The sequence below is a fragment of the Evansella vedderi genome (assembly GCF_030813435.1).
In the GTDB taxonomy this organism is placed as follows: Bacteria; Bacillota; Bacilli; order Bacillales; family Salisediminibacteriaceae; genus Evansella; species Evansella vedderi.
Window position 1 is genome coordinate 21,237 of sequence record NZ_JAUSUG010000036.1, and the last position, 17,011, is coordinate 38,247.

General features: G+C 38.7%; 18 protein-coding genes. All 18 read left to right on the top strand.

The annotated features are described in order from the left end of the window. Positions 1 to 104 precede the first annotated feature (104 nt). The 18 genes from J2S74_RS26070 to lysS all read left to right on the top strand — a co-directional run bounded on the left by J2S74_RS26070 (position 105) and on the right by lysS (position 16,559). A complete protein-coding gene (locus tag J2S74_RS26070; protein ID WP_307332292.1) occupies positions 105 to 842 on the top strand; it encodes a vWA domain-containing protein in 738 nt (245 codons plus the stop codon). Further along, positions 808 to 1,809, top strand: a complete 1,002-nt coding sequence (gene prkT, locus J2S74_RS26075; protein ID WP_307332294.1) for a serine/threonine protein kinase PrkT — start codon at positions 808 to 810, stop codon at positions 1,807 to 1,809. Before J2S74_RS26070 ends, prkT begins: the two co-directional genes overlap by 35 nt. Before the next feature lie 31 nt (positions 1,810 to 1,840). Next, positions 1,841 to 2,602: a threonine/serine exporter family protein gene (locus J2S74_RS26080; protein ID WP_307332297.1), complete on the top strand. Its 762-nt coding sequence runs from the start codon at positions 1,841 to 1,843 to the stop codon at positions 2,600 to 2,602. Positions 2,603 to 2,619: 17 nt separating this feature from the next. Next, on the top strand, positions 2,620 to 3,069 hold the full coding sequence (locus tag J2S74_RS26085; protein WP_307332300.1) for a threonine/serine exporter family protein: 450 nt from the start codon (positions 2,620 to 2,622) through the stop codon (positions 3,067 to 3,069). Next, a complete protein-coding gene (gene tilS, locus J2S74_RS26090) occupies positions 3,053 to 4,441 on the top strand; it encodes a tRNA lysidine(34) synthetase TilS (RefSeq protein WP_307332303.1) in 1,389 nt (462 codons plus the stop codon). The genes J2S74_RS26085 and tilS overlap by 17 nt, the downstream gene beginning before the upstream one ends. Before the next feature lie 66 nt (positions 4,442 to 4,507). After that, entirely contained in the window at positions 4,508 to 5,047 is a 540-nt protein-coding gene (hpt, locus tag J2S74_RS26095) for a hypoxanthine phosphoribosyltransferase (RefSeq protein ID WP_307332306.1), read from the top strand. Between the two features lie 70 nt (positions 5,048 to 5,117). Then, positions 5,118 to 7,103 (top strand): ATP-dependent zinc metalloprotease FtsH, encoded by a 1,986-nt coding sequence (gene ftsH / locus J2S74_RS26100; RefSeq protein WP_307332309.1) that lies wholly within the window; start codon positions 5,118 to 5,120, stop codon positions 7,101 to 7,103. A gap of 100 nt (positions 7,104 to 7,203) precedes the next feature. Then, positions 7,204 to 7,974, top strand: coding sequence for a type III pantothenate kinase (locus J2S74_RS26105; protein ID WP_307332311.1), 771 nt, complete (start codon positions 7,204 to 7,206; stop codon positions 7,972 to 7,974). Positions 7,975 to 8,013: 39 nt separating this feature from the next. Continuing rightward, positions 8,014 to 8,898, top strand: a complete 885-nt coding sequence (gene hslO, locus J2S74_RS26110; protein WP_307332314.1) for an Hsp33 family molecular chaperone HslO — start codon at positions 8,014 to 8,016, stop codon at positions 8,896 to 8,898. A 57-nt stretch (positions 8,899 to 8,955) separates the two neighbouring features. After that, positions 8,956 to 10,386, top strand: coding sequence for an anthranilate synthase component I family protein (locus J2S74_RS26115; protein WP_370876080.1), 1,431 nt, complete (start codon positions 8,956 to 8,958; stop codon positions 10,384 to 10,386). Between the two features lie 12 nt (positions 10,387 to 10,398). Further along, positions 10,399 to 10,995 carry an aminodeoxychorismate/anthranilate synthase component II gene (pabA, locus tag J2S74_RS26120; RefSeq protein ID WP_307332317.1) on the top strand — a complete coding sequence of 199 codons (597 nt, stop codon included), beginning with the start codon at positions 10,399 to 10,401 and terminating at the stop codon, positions 10,993 to 10,995. Continuing rightward, positions 10,980 to 11,837, top strand: coding sequence for an aminodeoxychorismate lyase (gene pabC, locus J2S74_RS26125; protein ID WP_307332319.1), 858 nt, complete (start codon positions 10,980 to 10,982; stop codon positions 11,835 to 11,837). The genes pabA and pabC overlap by 16 nt, the downstream gene beginning before the upstream one ends. A gap of 29 nt (positions 11,838 to 11,866) precedes the next feature. Further along, positions 11,867 to 12,715, top strand: a complete 849-nt coding sequence (gene folP / locus J2S74_RS26130) for a dihydropteroate synthase (protein WP_307332321.1) — start codon at positions 11,867 to 11,869, stop codon at positions 12,713 to 12,715. A 28-nt stretch (positions 12,716 to 12,743) separates the two neighbouring features. Beyond that, positions 12,744 to 13,106, top strand: a complete 363-nt coding sequence (gene folB / locus J2S74_RS26135; RefSeq protein WP_307332322.1) for a dihydroneopterin aldolase — start codon at positions 12,744 to 12,746, stop codon at positions 13,104 to 13,106. After that, positions 13,106 to 13,651: a 2-amino-4-hydroxy-6-hydroxymethyldihydropteridine diphosphokinase gene (folK, locus tag J2S74_RS26140; protein ID WP_307332324.1), complete on the top strand. Its 546-nt coding sequence runs from the start codon at positions 13,106 to 13,108 to the stop codon at positions 13,649 to 13,651. The genes folB and folK overlap by 1 nt, the downstream gene beginning before the upstream one ends. Beyond that, positions 13,603 to 13,809, top strand: a complete 207-nt coding sequence (locus J2S74_RS26145; RefSeq protein ID WP_307332327.1) for a helix-turn-helix domain-containing protein — start codon at positions 13,603 to 13,605, stop codon at positions 13,807 to 13,809. Before folK ends, J2S74_RS26145 begins: the two co-directional genes overlap by 49 nt. Positions 13,810 to 13,826: 17 nt before the next feature. Further along, positions 13,827 to 14,834 (top strand): tRNA dihydrouridine synthase DusB, encoded by a 1,008-nt coding sequence (dusB, locus tag J2S74_RS26150; RefSeq protein WP_307332329.1) that lies wholly within the window; start codon positions 13,827 to 13,829, stop codon positions 14,832 to 14,834. A gap of 222 nt (positions 14,835 to 15,056) precedes the next feature. Continuing rightward, positions 15,057 to 16,559: a lysine--tRNA ligase gene (gene lysS, locus J2S74_RS26155; protein WP_307332332.1), complete on the top strand. Its 1,503-nt coding sequence runs from the start codon at positions 15,057 to 15,059 to the stop codon at positions 16,557 to 16,559. Positions 16,560 to 17,011: the final 452 nt, after the last annotated feature.

The following is a 17,011-nucleotide window of genomic DNA, read 5'->3' on the forward strand; positions in this document are numbered from 1 at the left end:
AATTTTCAGGGTAGACTAGATTTAGGAGCTTTCCCTTTTCTATGTATACTTTCTCTCAATCTTGTAAATGCTGATAACATTACAAGAATTGGAGGGGAAAGGTAATGAGTAAAGGGACACTTCGTCAAATTCTACTGCTAACAGATGGTTGTTCAAATTCAGGTGAGGATCCTGTTGCTATTGCAGCTTTAGCAAAAGAAGAGGGTATGACAGTTAATGTTATTGGTATTGTAGATAATGGTGATTTGGGTGAACAAGGGATTTCGGAAGTGGAATCTATTGCAAGTGCAGGTGGTGGAATTAGTCAAATAGTTTATGCTAAACAATTATCCCAAACAGTACAAATGGTAACGAGAAAAGCAATGACTCAAACAATCCAAGGAGTAGTAAATAAAGAGATTTCACAAATTCTAGGAGAAGGAAAGGAACTGGAGGATTTAGAACCTGAAAAAAGAGGACAATTAATGGAAGTGGTGGATGAGCTTGGGGAAACAATGGACTTGGACTTACTTATTTTAGTAGATACAAGTGCTAGTATGAAAAACAAACTCCCTATGGTTCAAGAGGCTCTAATAGATTTATCTGTTAGTTTACGCTCAAGAACAGGAAATAATAATTTTGCCCTATATTCCTTCCCTGGAAAACGAAAAGATGTAGACAAACTCATACAATGGACACCTCAATTTGATTCTCTGTCTGGTGCATTTAAGAAAATGACTATATCCGGTATTACTCCAACAGGACCTGCATTGCAGGAAGCAATCCGCCTAGTTCGTAAACGGATGAAGAAGAGAGGATCAGATTCAGATGAGAGATTCGATCTCGAAGAAGCAGGAATGTAAGCTTCTCCCTAATCAACGAATCGTTGGTAGATGGCAGAGAAATTCGTATCGAATTATACGTGAACTAGGCTATGGAGCAACCGGTACGGTTTATTTAGCTGAAGGTAGAGGTGAATTGGTAGCTTTAAAAATAGCCAGTGATTCCATGTCAATAACATCAGAGGTAAATGTATTCCGTCAATTTTCCAAGGTCCAAGGGCCAAGCCTTGGGCCTTCTTTTTATGAAGCAGACGATTATGTTTCTGCTGGCGGGGTATATCCCTTTTATGTAATGGAGTATATTAATGGACAGCCTTTCCTCCCTTTTTTACGTCAGCGAGGTGCTGAATGGACTGGAATATTAATTGTGCAACTTCTAAAGGATTTACATCAGCTTCACAAAGCGGGCTGGGTATTTGGTGATTTAAAACCGGAGAATTTACTAGTAACAGAGAATCCGAATTGTGTAAGGTGGTTGGACGTTGGTGGTATGACAATACAAGGGAGGGCTATAAAAGAGTATACGGAGTTTTTTGATAGGGGCTATTGGGGACTGGGAAACCGTAAAGCAGAACCAAGCTATGACCTTTTTTCTGTATCTATGTTGTTTATGAATCGAGGTTACCCATCCCGTTTTGAAAAAACGCAAGAAAAATCTTTCACAAGATTAATGACAAAGTTCCGACAAAAGGACGTGATACGACCCTTTGAACCTGTTTTTCGCCGTGGAATTGAGGGGAAATATAAGGATGCACTGGATATGCGCAGCGATTTAATTCAACTCCTTCATGGAACGACCTTTACTCCAAAAGTAAGTATATCAGTAAAACCAAAAACAAACATCACTAGAAGAGAACAGAAAAAGATAAAACAGCAACAACCTTCCAACCCGAAAAAGAGACGTTCGTTAGGAGTCCTTGAATCTATGCTAGTTGCCTCTTTCATTCTAGTTGTATATATTCTATACTTATTTGGACAAACGATGTAAACCTACGCTTTTGTCAATAGGGGGGAAGCTAATGTCGTATAAGGCAGATGATATAATGGATGTCTGCTTGCTTGCTGGTGAGATCATGCTTAAATACGGAGCAGAAACGTACCGGGTAGAGGAAACATTAGAAAGGATGGCTAGAGCAGCCTCATTTTCAAATGTACATTGCTTTGCAACGACAACAGGGATTTTCTTGTCCTTTGAGGAAAAAAAAGAAAAAGAAGACTTAATGCAAATGGTGCGTATTGATGACAGAATGCAAGATTTAAACAAGGTCACAGAGGTAAATCAAGTATCAAGGGAATTTGTCTCAGGAATTATTTCTGTCAATGATGCACGTGAAAAGCTGGAACAAATTGCAAAAGCCCCTATGCAGTATCCATTGTGGCTTATTCATTTAGCCGCTGGAGTGGCTGGAAGTGGCTTCTCCTATTTATTTGGTGGAGGCTGGTTCGACTTAATTCCGGCTTTTCTGGCTGCAATGGTTTCAAGCCTTGTAGTGGTAGAATTTGAGCGGTACTTAAAAGTAAGATTTGCCGCGGAATTTACTGCGGCCTTTTGCGGTGGAACAACCGCTATTCTACTTGTATTTATAGGATTGGGGAATAGTTTGGACCAAATAATAATCGGATCATTGATGCCCCTCGTACCAGGTGTTCCACTAACAAACGCAGTAAGGGATCTTATGTCAGGGGATCTTCTAGCGGGAGTTTCTCGAGGTGCAGAGGCACTACTCACCTCGTTAGCCATTGCAAGTGGAATAGCCTTAACTATTTCTATTTTCGTCTGAAAGGGGCGTTACCATCAATGGAAGTTATTGCGCAATTATTAATAACCTTTATAGCAACAGTTGCCTTTGGGATTATTTTTAGTGTTCCAAAACGTGCCCTTCTTATTGGAGGAGCTATAGGAATGGTTACCTGGGGAGTACTCCAAGGGGGACTTTATTTCGGAGCGTCTTCTGTTTTTTCCACAGCAGTGGCATCCCTTACAGCAGCTGCAGCTGCTCATTTTTTAGCAAGAAGGATTCGTATACCAGTAACCACACTAGCCATACCAGGAATATTACCCTTAGTTCCAGGTAGCCGAGCCTATTTCACGATGCTTTCTTTTGTGGAAGGTGATTATTTAAGGGGGTTGGAATTTGGGGTGGAGACAATGCTGCGGGCTGGAGCTATTGCAGCAGGACTAGTTTTTGCATTGGCTATTTTTTCTTACGGGAAAGGAATTGGACATCGATATGAACCAAATCGTTAGTGAGTTTATGAAAAAACATCAACTTGTAGACGAAAATGATCATATTGTAGTAGCTGTTTCCGGCGGGCCTGATAGTATGGCGCTGCTTCATTATTTAAATCATCAGAGGAACTGGAAACTAAAGTTATCTGTTGCCCATGTGGAACATGGTTTAAGGGGGGAAACCTCTTTAAAGGACCTTCAGTTTGTTCAATCCTTTTGTAAAGATCACAACATCCCTTTTTATTACCATCAACCAGATGTGAAGAGGGTAAAGGAAGAAAGGGGTATCTCCTCCCAGGAGGCAGCAAGAATCTGCAGATATACATGGTTTGAGAAATTAATGGATGATATAGGAGCAAATAGTCTGGCCCTTGCTCATCATGGGGACGACCAAATAGAAACGATGTTAATGAAGCAGGTCCGTGGAGGGGTAACGTCACTTCAAGGTATCCCAGTTCAAAGGCCATTCGGAAAAGGAAAGCTTATTCGACCGTTTCTTTGTTTAGAGAAGAGCAATATACTTCAATATTGTAAGGAAAAAAGTGTAGGCTACCGTGTGGATGAAACAAATGAAACCGATACATATCAAAGAAATAGATTTAGAAAATATATTTTGCCATTTTTAAAGGAAGAAAATCCACAGGTTCACCAAACATTTCAAAGGCACAGCGAGTGGACTAGAGATGAGAACCATTATCTTCAATCTCAAGCTCAAAAAGAAGTTGAAAAAGCTGCCATTGTAATGGAGGAAGATAAAGTTTCCCTATCAATGAAAAAATTTCTTGCAATACCAATCCCTTTACAAAGACGAGGAGTTCATCTAATATTAAACTATCTTTCTCTGGACGTAGGACGTCATATAACCGTCCGTCATATAGAGGATATTTTGATCTTAATGAACAAGGATTTATCTTCAGGAGAACTTCACTTACCCCAAGGTATAATTGTAAGAAAATCCTATGATAAGTGCCTTTTCTTGTCAAAAGAACAGGAAGAAGAAACCTTTTCCATCATAGAGATTCCATTTTCGGGCATTGTTCCATTAAAAAAGGGTAAAATAATTTCAAGTGTTCACAAGAAAAGTGAAGAGCTAAAAAGAGAAGGATCTATTTTTTTAGGAGATTTGAAAAAGCTTTCCACACCATTGTATATTCGTCCACGGCGACAAGGAGACAGGATTTTTCCTTTAGGACTTAGAGGTTCTAAGAAGATTAAGGACATTTTTATTGATGAAAAAATTCCTGTTGATGAAAGGGATCAATGGCCCATAGTTACAGACAATGACGGTCGAATATTGTGGATACCTTCTTTAAAAAGGTCTAATATTGCCTTAATTGATGAATTTACAGAAAACATATTAATGCTTGTTTTTAAAAAAGATGGTGAATAAGCCATCGTCAATACATAAGATTGCTAAAAGATAGTTTTTATTACATAGGAGGGTCTGCGATACGCCATGAGAGACGACATTAAGGAAGTGTTGATATCCGAAGAAGAAATTCAACAAAAAATTAGTGAATTGGGAAAGCAGTTAACGGAAGAATATGAAGGGAAGTTCCCTCTAGTAGTTGGAATTTTAAAGGGTTCCCTCCCATTTATGGGTGATTTAATACAGCGTATAGATACGCATATTGAATTAGACTTGATGGATGTTTCCAGCTATGGGAATGATACCGTTTCCTCTGGAGAAGTTAAAATTGTAAAGGATTTAAATACTTCTGTTGAAGGAAGAGATGTACTCATTTTAGAAGATATCATTGATAGTGGCTTAACTTTAAGCTATTTGGTGAAGTTATTTCAATACAGAAAAGCCAAATCTGTAAAAGTAGTTACCCTTTTAGACAAGCCCGATGGCAGGAAAGTAGACTTAGTTCCAGACCTAGCTGGATTTATCGTTCCGGATGAATTTGTCGTGGGATACGGTCTCGATTTTGCAGAACGATATCGAAACCTTCCTTATATCGGAATTCTGAAGCCAGAGGTATATCAAAGCTAAATTAGTTGTGATGAAAGAACTATTTATGATACTATAATCAAGTGTATTTGACCGTGGGAGGAGGTAAAGAATGAATCGAATTTTTCGTAATACGATATTCTATCTTTTAATTTTCTTAGTAATTGTGGGGATTGTAAGTGTGTTTCAAAACCCGCAAGAAGACTCTGAGGAAATTTCTTTCAATACATTTCAAGAATATTTAGCAGAAGGAACTATTACATCTTTATCCATACAGCCTAGACTAGACGTCTATACTGTTACAGGTGAGTTAGATGAAACAGCCGGGGCTGACTTTGACTATTTTATTGTAAACGTACCAGATGTTCAATCAGTACTGGAGGAAATAATAGCAGCTAATCAAGCTGATTTAATGTTTGAGCCAGCAGACCAACCGAGCGGATGGGTGAATTTCTTTACCGCTATCATACCGTTTGTGATTATCTTTATTCTATTCTTTTTCTTATTAAGCCAGGCCCAAGGCGGTGGAAGCCGTGTAATGAACTTTGGTAAAAGTAAGGCTAAGCTCGTAAGTGAGGATAAGAAGAAAGCACGCTTTAAGGATGTAGCTGGTGCAGACGAGGAAAAGCAGGAACTTGTAGAAGTTGTTGATTTCTTAAAGGATCCACGTAAGTTCTCGCAAATAGGTGCTCGTATTCCGAAAGGAGTACTTTTAGTAGGACCTCCTGGTACAGGTAAAACATTACTCGCCCGTGCCGTTGCAGGTGAAGCAGGAGTACCGTTCTTCTCCATCAGTGGTTCGGACTTCGTAGAAATGTTTGTGGGTGTCGGTGCATCCCGTGTGCGTGATTTGTTTGAAAATGCAAAGAAAAATGCACCTTGTATTATCTTTATTGATGAGATTGATGCCGTAGGTCGTCGCCGCGGTGCTGGTCTTGGAGGCGGGCATGACGAGCGTGAGCAGACATTAAACCAATTACTAGTTGAAATGGACGGTTTTGGAGTAAATGAAGGTATTATCCTTATTGCAGCTACAAACCGCGCGGATATACTTGACCCTGCATTACTGCGTCCAGGTCGTTTTGACCGTCAGATCATGGTTGGACGTCCAGATGTTAAAGGACGTGAGGAAGTACTTAAAGTACACGCAGCAAATAAACCATTATCTGATGATGTAGATTTAAAAACAATTGCACAAAGAACACCAGGATTCTCCGGTGCTGAGTTAGAAAATTTACTTAATGAAGCAGCATTAGTTTCTGCTAGAAGTAATAAAGAGAAGATTGATATGGAAGCAATTGAAGAGGCCATTGACCGTGTCATTGCTGGTCCTTCAAAGAAAAGCCGTGTTATTTCCGAAAAAGAGAAAAACATTGTGGCATATCATGAAGCGGGTCATACGGTTGTAGGTGTGAAGTTAGAGAGTGCAGATTTAGTCCATAAGGTAACTATTGTCCCTCGCGGTCAAGCAGGTGGTTATGCGATGATGCTTCCAAAAGAAGACCGTTATTTCATGACAAAACCAGAGCTACTTGATAAAATTGTCGGACTCCTTGGTGGACGTGTGGCGGAAGATATTATATTTGGGGAAGTAAGTACTGGTGCCCATAATGATTTCCAGCGTGCCACAGGTATTGCCCGAAAAATGGTAATGGAGTTTGGTATGAGCGATAAGCTTGGACCAGTTCAATTTGGTAATACGCAAGGGGAAGTATTCCTCGGACGTGATATTAATAATGAACAAAATTACAGTGATGCCATTGCTCATGAAATTGATCTTGAAGTTCAACGAATATTAAAAGAGTGTTACGATCGCTGTAAACGTATTTTGAAAGAGAATATTGACAGTCTTAGATTAGTTGCTGAAACATTATTAGAGCATGAAACATTGGATGCGCAGCAAATTAATTCTTTAATTGAGGAAGGGAAGTTGCCAGATAATCATCACATGTCAAGAAAGATGAATGGTGAATCATCTGATGATGTAACTGTTAATATTAAACGTAAGGAAGATGAGCAAGATAGAGATGAATCATCTTTATCATGGGAAGAAAGAAATGCTGATTACAAAAAAGAAAAAGACGATAAAAATGACTAAGAAAGCAGGGTGTCTATTTATAGACACCCTCTTTTTACAGAGTTAATATTTAAGTAAGGTTTCCTTTGACGATATGAGCATGGAAAAGGAGGTATGATAGATGATATTTACCTTAGATGTTGGGAATACAAATATTGCTTTAGGGGTATATGAGGAAAGTGAATTAAAGTATAATTGGCGAATCGGTACAGATGCCTCAAAAACGGAGGATCAGTACGCTATGCTTATTAAAGACCTATTTCAACATGAAAGGCTAAATATAAAAAATGTTGAAGGTATTATTATTTCATCCGTAGTCCCACAAATTATGTATGCCTTAGAGCAAATGTGTAAAAAGTATTTTAACATTTCCCCAATGATAATCGGGCCTGGTATAAAAACAGGCTTAAATATAAAATATGATAACCCTCGAGAGGTTGGAGCAGATAGAATTGTTAATGCTGTTGCGGGAATACATCTGTATGGATGTCCGTTAATCATTGTTGATTTCGGTACAGCTACAACTTATTGTTATATTAACGAGGAGAAACAATATATAGGTGGTGCTATTGCACCAGGGATCGGCATTTCTACAGAAGCTTTATATAATCGAGCATCAAAGCTGCCTCGCATAGAAATCGTAAAGACAAAAAATGTTATAGGAAAAAATACAATCCATGCTATGCAATCGGGTATTTTATATGGCTATGTGGGACAAGTTGAAGGTATTGTAAAACGGATAAAGCAGCAAGCTAAAGCGGACCCTACTGTAATTGCAACTGGAGGATTAGCATCATTAATTGCCAACGAATCCGAGGTTATTGACATAGTAGACCCATTTTTAACCCTAAAAGGCTTGCAAATGATTTATGAAAAAAACAAAGCTCATTAAGCCTTATTAAAAGTATTAAAAATAGAGGAGTGTTATTCTTTGTCAGACTATTTAGTGAAAGCATTAGGTTATGAAGGAACGGTACGTGCCTATGCTATCCGTTCTTCAGGAATGGTACAGGAGGCAGCACGTAGACACGGTTCATCAAGAACAGTAACAGCAGCCCTTGGAAGAGCACTATCAGCTGGTACGATGATGGGGGCCATGCTAAAGGGGGATGAAAAGATAACCATAAAAATAGAAGGTAATGGTCCAGCCAGCCCCATTATAATCGATGCTAATGCAAAGGGAGAAGCTAGAGGTTATGTATCCAATCCAAAGGTTGATCCTGAGAGAAAGGCATCTGGTAAATTAAATGTTTCAGCAGCTGTTGGGGAGAAAGGATCCCTATCTGTGGTAAAGGATCTAGGGTTGAAAGAGAATTTCACAGGAAGTGTTCCCTTAGTATCTGGTGAATTAGCAGAAGATTTTACTTATTATTTTGCAACTTCTGAGCAAACACCCTCATCCGTTGCTTTAGGGGTAATTATCGATAAGGGGGAAGTGGTAGCTTCCGCAGGAGGATTTATATTGCAGATGATGCCAGGGGTAACAGACGAGACCATTGATGCAATAGAAAAAATATTAAAGGATATTCCCCCAATTTCTACATTAATTCGGGAGGGCTTAACGCCAGAAGAGGTACTTTACCGACTACTCGGTAAAGAAAACGTACAAATTCTTGATACTATGGAAGTTGCATTTAAATGCCGCTGCTCCAAAGAGCGTATTGCTCAAGCCATAATAGGATTAGGGGTAAAGGAAATAAAAGTAATGATTGAAGAAGATGCAGGGGCAGAAACTCACTGTAACTTTTGCAATGAAAGGTATATTTTTACGAAAGAAGAGTTAGAAGATTTGTTGAAAAGTACAGATAAAGAGTAAGCGTTGTGCAAGGAATGATTCATGTAAGGTGGGGTCAACTTGAAGAACAAAAAAAGAATGGCTATCGGTAAAGATTATCCGTTAGGAGACATGACATCCGATTGGTTTCAAACATATACGAAGTTAGTTGAAAAGGAAGAATACCACGTATTGTTAGAAAGCGGACGAGGAGGACGTTATTCCATAATAGGTATATCCCCTTGGGCAATCATAACTGGAAAAAATGAATTACTCACTATTGAAACAGAAGAAGGAGTAGAAACAGTTAAAGGTTCTTTATTGAACTCGCTTCGAAGCTGGCTAATAAGAAATAATGTAGAGGTAAATAAAAACTTACCTGATTTTCAGGGTGGTATTATCGGTCAGTTTAGCTACGATATTGTCAGGGAAATAGAAAGACTGCCAGCAATAGCTAAGGATGACTTAAATACAGAGGATCTGCTCTTTTTTGCATTTAACGATGTAGTTGTTATTGATCACACGAAAAGTACAATTTGGTTCATTACTATTGTTGAAGAAGGAATGGAACAGATAGGTAGTAAACAGCTTGAGGTAATGGAGTCAAAGTGGAAGGAAGCTTCTAATACCTCCATAGAACCTTGGTACAAGCAGTGCTATGTTGAAGAAAAGCCAGAATTTATGGAACGATCCTTTACAGAAGAAGCTTTTATGAAAGCAGTTAGGAAAACACAAGATTACATTAGTGCAGGAGATGTCTTTCAAGTAAACTTATCCGTTAGAGAGACAAGAAACATGGAAACCCATCCTTTACACATATACTCCTGTTTAAGAAAAATAAATCCTTCACCGTATATGGGCTATTTTCATACACCGAAACTGCAGTTTATCGGAGCATCTCCGGAGCTGTTAGTTAAAGTGGACGGAGACGAAGTGAGTACACGTCCCATAGCAGGCACTCGTTCCCGTGGAAGAAATGAAGAAGAGGATCAACAGTTAGCCGATACATTGATCAACAATGAAAAGGAACGGGCAGAGCATGTCATGCTTGTAGACTTAGAAAGAAATGATCTTGGAAGGGTTTGTCAATACGGCTCCGTTGAAGTTAATGAATTAATGGTTATTGAAAAATACTCCCATGTCATGCACATTGTTTCTAATGTACGGGGTAAAAAAGCAGCAAAATATGATAATATAGATGTTATAGCCGCCACTTTCCCCGGAGGTACCATTACTGGAGCACCAAAGGTGCGGACAATGGAAATTATCGAAGAACTAGAGCCGGTGAGAAGGGGTGTTTATACCGGGTCTTTAGGTTGGATTGGATTTAGTGGTAATATGGAATTAAATATTACCATACGGACAATGGTAGCTAAAGAAGGAAATGTCCATGTGCAGGCTGGAGCTGGCATAGTCATCGACTCTGACCCAAAAGCAGAGTTTAAGGAATCACTAAAGAAAGCAAAGGCTTTATGGAAGGCAAAAGAGATGAGTGAAGATGAGGTAAAGACAAAATTGAGGATGAGCTGAGGAGGAATAAAAATGATTTTAATGGTTGATAACTATGATTCATTTACGTACAATCTTGTTCAATACTTAGGTGAAATGGGACAAGAGTTAATTGTTAAACGGAACGACCAAATTACAATAGAAGAGATAGAGGAATTAGACCCTAAATATATAATGGTTTCTCCGGGACCTTGCACTCCTAACGAAGCAGGAATAAGCTTAGATGTAATTGAACACTTTGCCGGAAAGAAGCCTATATTTGGTGTTTGTTTAGGACACCAATCCATTGCACAGGTTTTTGGTGGGGAAGTTATTAAAGCAGAGAGGTTAATGCATGGAAAAACATCGGAAATACACCATGACGGAAAAACAGTTTTCCGTGATATTGCTAACCCTTTTACTGCAACAAGATATCATTCGTTAATTGTTAAACGAGAGACCTTGCCAGACTGCTTTGAAATATCAGCAGAAACAAAGGAAGGAGAAATTATGGCGATCCGTCATAAATCCTTGCCAATAGAGGGTGTGCAGTTCCATCCGGAATCTATTATGACGGGAGCAGGCAAGGTAATGTTACGAAATTTTCTAGAGGAATACAAGGAGTTCGAGGAACAATGTACCTCTTCTTAAATGGTTCCATAAAACATCAACATGAAGCAGCTATTTCTCCATTAGACCATGGGTATTTATATGGTTTAGGTTTATTTGAAACGTTCCGTACCTATCATGGTCATCCGTTTTTACTGGATGACCATTTTAGTCGTTTGTACGAAAGTGCGGAAATAATGGGGATCCAAGTACCTCCCTATAATCGTAAGGAAACAGTGGGAATTATCCAAGAACTCCTTGAAGTAAATGAAATAGAGGATGGCTATTTTCGATGGAATCTCTCTGCAGGAGAACGGGGAATAGGTTTATCCACTGAAAATTATACAGAACCTAATACAATTGTTTTTGTAAAGCCATTACCAGACAGCAGGAGTTCGGAAAAAAACGGAATCTTTTTAAAGCAGCGACGGAATACACCAGAAGGCAGTGTTCGTTTTAAATCCCATCATTATTTAAATAACATCCTAGCGAAACGGGAGGTAGGAATGGAGCCCAATGTAGAAGGAATTTTTCTTACTGAAGGTGGGTTCATTTCCGAGGGAATAGTATCTAATATTTTTTGGTGGAAAAGGGATACTCTTTATACACCGAGTATACAGACAGCTGCCTTAAACGGTATTACTCGTCAATTTATTATAGCGTTAGCACCTCGACTAGGTATGAATGTAGAGGAAGGATGTTATCTACCACATCATTTAAGGGACGCAGAAGAAGTATTCGTTACCAATTCTATACAAGAACTAGTTCCACTGAAAAATATAAACGATTATTCATATAAAGGTAAAAAGGGAAATATTTATTCGTTACTACATAAACATTATAAGCAAAAAACTGGCTCACTTTGGAGTAGGATTGAGCTATAAGAAGAATTCCTTTTGAAAGGGTGAAAAAAATGTTTAGAAGCAGTCGAAGACGGATGGACTGGAACGGCTATACCCTTGATTTTTCAAGTAAAACATATGTCATGGGAATATTGAATGTAACCCCGGACTCCTTTTCAGATGGGGGTAAATTTAAGGAGGAACATGCAGCAGTGGCTCATGCTAAAGAAATGCTTGAAGCAGGTGCTGATATTATTGATATAGGCGGCGAATCCACTCGACCAGGAGCAACGAAGGTGGAAGAGGATGAAGAAATTAAACGTATTCTTACGCCAGTGAACGTAGTGCGAGAGGCGGTAGACGCCCCTATATCCATTGATACATATAAAGCAAAGGTGGCGGAGGTTGCTATCGAAGCAGGAGCCAACATTATTAATGATGTTTGGGGAGCAAAGGCTGATCCTAACATGGCTTCAGTAGCAGCCCATTATGATGTTCCAATTATCTTAATGCATAATAGGGAAAAAGCTCAATACAATGATTTAATTGATGATATGATAACAGATTTGAAGGAAAGTATCGATATTTGCCTTCGAGCAGGTGTAAAGGACGAAAGAATTATTTTAGATCCTGGTATTGGGTTTGGAAAAACATATAAAGACAATGTATTAGTTATGCGAGACTTACACAAAATTACAGAACTCGGTTATCCAGTTCTCCTCGGCACTTCTAGAAAATCTTTGATTGCTAAAACGTTGAACCTACCAGTAAATGAACGAATGGAAGGGACCGGGGCTACTGTATGCTTTGGGATTGATAAAGGGGTTAATATTGTACGAATACACGATGTCTTACCTATTGCAAGAATGGTGAAAATGATGGACGTCATGGTGGGAAAAGCAGAAATTCCGGAAAATTAATGTTAGAGGGGAAGGGGAGGTTGTTGCGTTGGACAAGGTTTATGTGAATGGAATGGATTTTTACGGTTACCATGGAGTTTTTCCCGAAGAGAATCGTCTCGGTCAGCGGTTTCATGTGGATGTTGTATTAGAGACGAATACTCAGGAAGCAGGTTTAACTGACGATTTAAATAAAACCGTTAATTATGCTGAAGTCTACGAATTAACAAAGGGAATTATGGAAGGGAAAGCCGTAAATCTAGTAGAAACACTTACGGAAAAAATCGCAGCTGTTATCTTATCGCAATTTATTACTGTTCAAGCGGTAGTGGTAAAGGTAACTAAGTTGAACCCGCCTATAAATGGCCATTATGAGTCTGTTGCGGTGGAAATAAGAAGGGAACGACAATAGTGGATAAAGTATTAAAGAAAAGGGTTAATGAGGTATACATATCTTTAGGTTCTAATATGGAAGATCGCGAGGGTAACTTGTATACGGCACTAGAACAGTTGAAAAGGGAATCGCAAATTCAAGTTATGAAGGTATCCTCTATTTATGAAACAGCGCCAGTAGGATACACAGACCAATCTTCCTTTTTAAACTTGGTTATAAAACTGGAAACAACTTTCTCTCCTCTGGAGTTACTGGATAAACTGCAGGAAATAGAGCAATTTGGAGGCAGGAAAAGAGTTATTCGTTGGGGACCACGAACAATTGACCTTGACATTTTACTGTTTAACCATGAAAATATTAATTTGGAACAATTACATGTTCCTCACCCTCGAATGTTTGAACGTGGTTTTGTTTTAATTCCTTTTCGGGAAATAGCACCAAATTACACATTTAACGATGGTACAACCATCGAACAATATATAGATCAATTAACGGATAAAGAAGGTGTACAAAAGTGGAAGAGCTCATCTGGGGAAGACGCATCAGGGCATTCCGAAAATTAAAAGGGTTTACTCAAGAGGATTTTGCTAAGAGAATCGGTATATCCGTTTCTGTATTAGGAGAGATTGAACGTGGAAATCGAAAGCCATCTGAGGATTTATTGAAAGCTGTAACGGAAACGTTGCAAATCAGTCTTGATGAGCTTACTTCCATAAATTAATGAATGAGGTGGACAGCATGTTAAAGATTGGTGACATTACAATGAAGAATCAGGTTGTACTTGCCCCGATGGCAGGAGTATGCAACCCTGCTTTCCGTCTCATTGCAAAGGAATTTGGAACAGGTCTTGTATGTGCTGAGATGGTGAGCGATAAAGCAATCCTTCACAAAAATGAAAAATCATTAAAAATGTTATACGTAGATGATCGTGAAAAACCACTAAGTCTACAAATCTTCGGTGGTGACAAAGATACATTAGTAGAAGCAGCAAAGGTAGTAGATAAGCAAACGAACGCCGATATAATTGATATAAACATGGGCTGCCCTGTTCCGAAGATCACAAGCTGTGATGCTGGAGCACGTTGGTTATTAAACCCAGACAAAATTTATGAAATGGTATCTTATGTAGTGGATGCCGTTGAAAAACCAGTAACGGTGAAAATGCGCATAGGCTGGGATGAGGATCACATCTATGCCGTTGATAATGCAAAGGCTGTAGAGCGTGCTGGTGGTAAAGCCGTATCCGTTCATGGGCGTACCCGTGTACAGATGTACGAGGGTGTAGCAAATTGGGATATCATTAAGGAAGTTAAAAAAGCAGTAAATATCCCCGTTATCGGAAATGGCGATGTAAAAACTCCTGAGGACGCCAAACGAATGTTAGATACCATTGGTGTAGATGGAGTTATGATTGGGCGGGCAGCTTTAGGGAATCCGTGGATGTTGTATCGTACAATTCATTATCTAGAAACGGGAGAAAACATTCCTGATCCAAGCTACCGCGAGAAGATGGAAGTATGCATCTTGCATATGGACCGACTTATAGCCCTTAAAGGAGAAGAAGTGGCCGTTCGTGAGATGCGAAAGCATGCTGCTTGGTACATTAAGGGAATGAAAGGTGCCGCTAGACTGCGTGATCAAATTAATCATGTAACTAAACGTGACGATTTGGCTGCTATTTTAATGGAGTTTGTAGACCAATTAGAAGGTAAGCAACAAGAAAGTGAGCAATTAGCAGGCCGTTAATTTGACAAGTTGTAAGAACTCTCCTATAATACGTCTGAAGATTGTACGGAACTGCCAGTGACGAAGCTGGCAGTTTTTCTTCTTGAATTCAAGGGAAAATTGTATTTAAGATTGAAAATAAGTTTGTTCCCTATTGATTCTGTTAATTATGAAAGTAGTACATAATTTTTATAGAAATAATTGATTAACTATAAATATATTTTTACACAGGAGATGGTAAGGTTGAGCCAAGAGTTAGAACTAAATGATCAATTAAAGGTGAGACGGGAAAAATTAAAGGACATGCTTGACCTAGGTATTGATCCTTTTGGACAAAGATTTGAGCGCACACATAGTGCTGATCAAATTAAACAGCAATTTGAAGGAGAAACGAAAGAAAGCTTAGAAGAAAATGAAACTTCCGTTACAATTGCCGGTAGAGTAATGACAAAGCGCGGAAAAGGGAAAGCTGGATTTGCCCATATCCAGGACCTTACTGGCCAAATACAAATCTACGTTAGAAAAGATCAAGTAGGTGATGATCAATATGATATTTTTAATCGAATTGACATTGGTGATCTTGTAGGCGTTACAGGTGTTGTTTTTAAAACGAAGGTGGGAGAGCTATCTGTAAAAGCTCAAGACTTTCAATTATTAACAAAATCCTTACGCCCTCTACCAGATAAATATCATGGCCTTAAGGATGTGGAACAACGGTATCGTCAACGTTATGTGGATTTAATTGTTAATCCAGAGGTTCGGGAAACCTTTATATTACGTAGTAAAATCCTCCAATCCATGCGTAGATATTTAGATGATCATGGCTACCTCGAGGTAGAAACTCCTACGATGCATTCTATTGCAGGGGGAGCTTCAGCCCGGCCGTTTGTAACTCATCATAATGCGTTAGATATGACTCTTTATATGCGTATCGCAATTGAACTCCATTTAAAGCGACTTATTGTAGGTGGCTTAGAGAAGGTATATGAGATTGGAAGAGTATTTAGGAATGAAGGAATTTCCACTCGACATAACCCTGAATTTACCATGATAGAACTTTATGAGGCGTATGCTGACTATAATGACATCATGTCTTTGACGGAAAATTTAATTGCGCATATTGCTAAAGAGGTTTTAGGAACAACTGTTGTTCAGTACAATGAACAGGAAGTAAATTTAGAGCCTCAGTGGAAGCGAGTGCACATGGTTGATGCCATTAAGGAACATACAGGTGTTGACTTCTGGAAGGAAATGAGTGACGAAGAAGCGCATGCGTTAGCAAAGGAACATAATGTCCCGGTGAAAGATACAATGAAATACGGTCATATTGTAAATGAATTTTTTGAAATGTTCGTTGAAGAGAAATTAATTCAGCCAACTTTCATTTATGGTCATCCGGTAGATATCTCTCCGTTGGCAAAGAAAAATGCGGAAGATGAAAGATTTACGGATCGGTTTGAGTTATTTATCGTTGGCCGTGAGCATGCCAATGCATTTACAGAATTAAATGACCCAATTGATCAACGGGAACGTTTTGAAGCACAATTAGTGGAACGGGAGCAGGGTGATGAGGAAGCACATATGATGGATGAGGATTTTGTGGAAGCATTAGAATACGGAATGCCTCCAACGGGTGGATTAGGAATCGGAATAGATCGTCTTGTAATGCTACTTACAAATTCTCAATCAATTCGAGATGTCTTGTTATTCCCGCAAATGCGACACAGAAGCTCTGAGGAAGTTTAAAAATAGTTTTATTTGAGTATTTGAAAAATGGCTGCACTGCAATAAGATTGAATAATCTTATCCTGCAGTCAGCCATTTTTATAATGACAATGATTGGTTTGAAAAAAATTTGGATTAGTAAACCCTATTCTATCAACAGTTTTTGAATTATTTCAGAAAAAGTTATAAAAAAGTTGTAAAAAAGTTTTAAAAAAAGTATTGCATCGTTTTTACTATCGTGGTATATTATTTCTTGTCGCCGAAAACAAGCGGTAAATAAATTCAAAAAAAGTTGTTGACGCGATGTCGGTGAGATGTTATACTATTTAAGTCGCTGTCAAACAACAGCAAATTTCTTCATTAAATAATAATGAAGACTTGACCTTTGAAAACTAAACAAAAAGCCAAGCGAAGTGGGATATGAACGTCGTATTTATACGACCGATCAAATATCCCGTCAATGAATTTTTAAA

Bases quoted from the DNA above. Each gene is read 5' to 3' on its own strand.
- J2S74_RS26115 (WP_370876080.1), top strand. From the start codon at position 8,956: ATGGCTATCGGTAAAGATTATCCGTTAGGAGACATGACATCCGATTGG.
- dusB (WP_307332329.1), top strand. From the start codon at position 13,827: ATGTTAAAGATTGGTGACATTACAATGAAGAATCAGGTTGTACTTGCC.
- folP (WP_307332321.1), top strand. From the start codon at position 11,867: ATGTTTAGAAGCAGTCGAAGACGGATGGACTGGAACGGCTATACCCTT.
- J2S74_RS26085 (WP_307332300.1), top strand. From the start codon at position 2,620: ATGGAAGTTATTGCGCAATTATTAATAACCTTTATAGCAACAGTTGCC.
- J2S74_RS26105 (WP_307332311.1), top strand. From the start codon at position 7,204: ATGATATTTACCTTAGATGTTGGGAATACAAATATTGCTTTAGGGGTA.
- tilS (WP_307332303.1), top strand. From the start codon at position 3,053: ATGAACCAAATCGTTAGTGAGTTTATGAAAAAACATCAACTTGTAGAC.
- J2S74_RS26080 (WP_307332297.1), top strand. From the start codon at position 1,841: ATGTCGTATAAGGCAGATGATATAATGGATGTCTGCTTGCTTGCTGGT.
- prkT (WP_307332294.1), top strand. From the start codon at position 808: ATGAGAGATTCGATCTCGAAGAAGCAGGAATGTAAGCTTCTCCCTAAT.
- J2S74_RS26070 (WP_307332292.1), top strand. From the start codon at position 105: ATGAGTAAAGGGACACTTCGTCAAATTCTACTGCTAACAGATGGTTGT.
- hpt (WP_307332306.1), top strand. From the start codon at position 4,508: ATGAGAGACGACATTAAGGAAGTGTTGATATCCGAAGAAGAAATTCAA.
- pabC (WP_307332319.1), top strand. From the start codon at position 10,980: ATGTACCTCTTCTTAAATGGTTCCATAAAACATCAACATGAAGCAGCT.
- ftsH (WP_307332309.1), top strand. From the start codon at position 5,118: ATGAATCGAATTTTTCGTAATACGATATTCTATCTTTTAATTTTCTTA.
- pabA (WP_307332317.1), top strand. From the start codon at position 10,399: ATGATTTTAATGGTTGATAACTATGATTCATTTACGTACAATCTTGTT.